Raw genomic sequence first — 4,139 nt, 5'->3', positions numbered from 1 at the left:
GTACAGGAATGCCTCGATAACCAAAGACAGTTTGTTCCTGTATCTGGATTTAAAACCAAATGAAAATTTTACCAATGATTATCTAACCAGGCTTGTTACCAGCAACAATAAAGTTTATACAAAATATTACACCCGGTTAAAGGTAAAAGTTGATGATATCGCTGGTCCGCCACCATTTTGGACACCAGGCAACACCTATTACAGCTCTACAATCGGTTATCTTGGAAATTTCAGCACGTTAAAATTTCAGCTCCTAATCAGCAGGTACAACCTTAATGCAGAAGAGTTGGCACAACCAAACTGGTTCTCGGTAAACGGAAACGGCAGGCGTTTAACCGGCTGGGCAAATGGTTTAAAAGCTTATTTCACGCAGATGGCCCTGGCAGGTACGCCTATATATGAGGCCGATGGAGTAACCCTGATGACAATGGGTAAATATGCTATTTAACCAGATTTAAACTTGTAAAGAATGAAAAATTATATCATAAAAACTATCGGTTTTTGCCTGGTGATGCTCTTTGCCCTAGGCTGCAGCAAAGACCTGGGCAATTACGATTATCACGAAATCAATGAAGGATCGATATCCAATATCCTACCTACCTATACTTCGCTTAGGGGAGTTACTTTATCAATAGATCCAACACTCACTTTCACCCAGGATAATACAAACGATACCACAAAATACAGTTACAAATGGTCGTACATAGACTATACTGTGCTGCCCTTAACCAAAAAAACAATTGCAACGAGTAAAAATTTAAACTGGACGGTATCTATTGCAGCCAGTAATACCGCTTATGAAGTATGGTACGAAGTAACCGAAAAAAGTACCGGACTGGTTGCCCGAAAATCGACCAAACTAACCGTTACAACCAATATTGCAGATGGTTGGCTGGTATTGAACGACATAGATGGGAAAGCCAGACTTGATTTTTTCAATTACGTAAATAACGATTTTCAATATTTTAACGATGTACTGGCCTCCAACAGTACGCTCGTATTAACTGGTAAACCTAAGATGGTTTATTTTTGTCAGCGCCGCGATCCTTTTACTTCCATTATTGCGAAAAGCATTTTTGTCGGTACCGATCAGGGTACATCAATCATCAATACGCAGGCGAATAATTTCAGCACGTTTAGCAACTTTACCAACTCGATGACCAATTATGTTCCTGCGCCTTATTATGCCGAAAAGGTAAAAGCACAGGCATCGAGTTACCTGCTTTACCTGCTGGATAGCAAAGGACAGTTATTTTACGAAAACCCAACGGTAGGTTATGCCTTCGGAACACGTGTAAACAGGTTAAGTACTGGGCAGGATATTAATATTTCGCCCTATTTCGCCGAGGCATATAAGAATATTTCTACTTACGCCTTAATGTACGATGTTGATAATAAGCGGTTTGTAGAACATAAAAATTACGCTACCGCATCATCGGTACCCGCTACCACATCTGCCTTATTTAATCCAGGCGATATGAAAATGGATCTGATGTACATGGATTATACGCCTGCAATATCGGGCCAGGCTTTTGCCATTTTAAAAGATGCGGCTAATAAAATTTTCCTTGCACGCATTGTTTGCAACGCTTCTACATTTAGTCCGCAGGCTTTTGATGAAGTATTGGTTCCCGAAATGGTTAACGCGACACAGTTTGCCATCGATCCATCCGAAGGTTACATCATGTACCTGGTGGGATCGAAAGTTTACCGCTATAATCCATTCGATAAAACGAATGCAATGGTTTTAGACCTTGGCTCGCGGAAAGTTTCACTGATGAAATACCAGCGCCTCGTTTTTTCAACCGCTACCGCCCGTTACGTCGAATATTCCAAAAAATTGATCATCTGCACTTATGACGCTGCTTCACCAAGCACCTCGGGCACGATGGATTTATACAATGTTCCCAATTTAAACGGGGCATTATCGCCTTATAAATCTTTTACGGGTTTAGGCAAAATCGTGGATGTAACCTATAGAGAATAATCACTAAACACAAATAAACCAATGAAAATTAAAGCACTATTAAGCACACTTTTGTGCATTACAACCGTTTCTGCAATGGCGCAGTTACCGGTAGAAGTTAAAGGACTGTTCAAGAAAAAAAGAATTTCGGCCGTAAAACTGTTCAAGGTAAAGTATGGTAAAAGTGTCGAAATTGGCAATGCCACCCCGAGTGCAAACGGGCAGTTCGGCTTTCTGTTCTATCCCGAATACGAAGGATTATACCTGATCGGAACCGGGAACGAAAACAGCCCTAACGATAACTATAAATTTTACTTTAAAGGAGGTGAGCAATTATCCGTTAACCTGCTCGATTCGAGTTATGTGCTAACCGGAAAATTAAATTCAAAAGAGAATGTGGTTTTAACCCAATGGCACGATTTAACTTTTCCGCTGGAGCAAAAAGCGATCAACTTTATGAAGGTACAAAGCACTTTTGTAGATTTTTTTCCTGAACAGGAAGAAATTGTGGCCAAAACCAAAACTTTTTTAAACGGAAAAACAACCGGCAATGCAAGGTTCGATAAAGAGATTAAGACCATCATGAACTGGGATCTGGCAAATTATGCTACCAATTTTTTAAATACGCCACGTTCTGCGCATCCATCGGTTGAAGAATACAGCAATTTTTACAGCAGTTTAAAAGCCGAAGATTTTGCCAAAACAGCGGATAAAGTGTATAACTATCCATGGGGATTGCGCACCTTAACCGCTATTATCAGTGTAAATATGCGCCAGCAGAACAAAGCTTATAAAAGGGGAGTTGAAGGCGTAGATGTTTTTACATCTTTTGTACCGAACGATACCCTGAAAGGCGATATCGCTTTAGATAATGCTGCCGGATACAAAACCATAAACGATTATCAGGCCCTGATGGCCAAATATGATAAATATATCATTACCAAAGCCCAAAAAGAGCGTAGCAACAGCATCATGAGCCCTTTGTTAACCTATAAGCCCGGAACTGATGCCTATAATTTCTCTTATCCCGATAAAAACGGGAAAACGGTAAGCATGGCCGATTTAAAGGGTAAAGTGGTATTGGTTGATATGTGGGCCACATGGTGCGGTCCGTGCAAAGCTGAAATCCCACACCTAAAAAAATTGGAAGAGGAAATGAAAGGAACAGACGTTGCTTTTGTAAGCGTTTCTGTTGATGAAGCCAAAGACAAGGAAAAATGGCTTAAAATGATCGAGACCGAAAACCTTGGCGGTACACAATTATTTGCCACAGGTTGGAGCGATATGGCAAAATATTACAAGGTAACAGGCATTCCGCGTTTTATGGTTTTTGATAAACAGGGCAAAATCGTTACCGTCGATTCGCCGCGTCCATCGCAGCCCGAACTCAAAGCATTATTGCAAAAAACACTTGCTAATTAATGTTCTGGCCCTGCCGCCAATCTTACGGCGGGGCTTTTTTTACATTTCCAATTATCCTAAATGATTACAATAAAAAACTTATTGCTGGCAACGCTTTTGTTCTTTTTTATCCATGGGTTAAGCCTGCAAAAAGATACCATACAGATCAGCGGAACACTGAAAGGGCTAAAAAACAGATCGGTATGGGTTTCATTTTCGGATGATGCCGGTATTTCACGGAGTTATAAAACCAGTGCCAACAATGATTTTTTTACTTTAAAAGTTCCCAAACAGCGAAAGTTAATTTCTGCCAACCTCAATATTTCGTCGGCAAATGTAAAATCAACCCTCATGCTGCTCATCAATAACCAGAACATCAGGGTTTGGGGCGAAATTACCGATCTGCCTTCGGCAAAAATCTCCTATACCAAAAAGGGCAGCTAAAATATCCACCAAATAATGAAGTTTAAAATCCTAACCGTCGCGGGCATATTTTTTTGCCCAATAATCGTACAGGCTCAAAATAATGCCCAAATGCTCATCAGCCACCTAAACGAGCTGTTCCGCACAAAATCTGTAGAAATCATAAAAAATGATTTAAGTGCCGATTTTTCGATTGCAGCATATACAATGCCTTCGGCAGAAGGAATGTTGAAGAATATTCTGCAGCGTTACGCCTGCGATTCTATCCAACTTAAAAACGAATCAAAAGCTGTAGAAGGAATTCAGCTTACCGTTATACCTTTCAACAAAGGTAAAGCAGGGAAAGAGA

5 protein-coding genes are annotated in these 4,139 nt (G+C 40.4%); all 5 read left to right on the top strand.

Going from position 1 to position 4,139, the window contains the following annotated elements; translation table 11 throughout:
* Positions 1 to 448, top strand: a 448-nt coding sequence (locus B2V92_RS18065; protein ID WP_293310786.1) for a hypothetical protein, incomplete at its 5' end; no start/stop codon positions are given.
* A 21-nt stretch (positions 449 to 469) separates the two neighbouring features.
* Complete coding sequence (locus B2V92_RS18060; RefSeq protein ID WP_293310785.1) at positions 470 to 1,987, top strand: PKD-like family lipoprotein; 1,518 nt, start codon at positions 470 to 472, stop codon at positions 1,985 to 1,987.
* A gap of 21 nt (positions 1,988 to 2,008) precedes the next feature.
* Entirely contained in the window at positions 2,009 to 3,388 is a 1,380-nt protein-coding gene (locus tag B2V92_RS18055; protein ID WP_293310784.1) for a TlpA family protein disulfide reductase, read from the top strand.
* Positions 3,389 to 3,448: 60 nt separating this feature from the next.
* Positions 3,449 to 3,811: a hypothetical protein gene (locus B2V92_RS18050; protein WP_293310783.1), complete on the top strand. Its 363-nt coding sequence runs from the start codon at positions 3,449 to 3,451 to the stop codon at positions 3,809 to 3,811.
* A 90-nt stretch (positions 3,812 to 3,901) separates the two neighbouring features.
* Positions 3,902 to 4,139 (top strand): hypothetical protein (locus B2V92_RS18045; protein ID WP_293310782.1); only part of this gene is annotated, 238 nt, incomplete at its 3' end.

This window comes from Pedobacter sp. UBA5917 (assembly GCF_002432345.1).
Classification (GTDB): Bacteria; Bacteroidota; Bacteroidia; order Sphingobacteriales; family Sphingobacteriaceae; genus Pedobacter.
The sequence above is the reverse complement of the archived record's forward strand: the minus strand, read 5'-3'. Positions and strand labels throughout refer to the sequence as shown.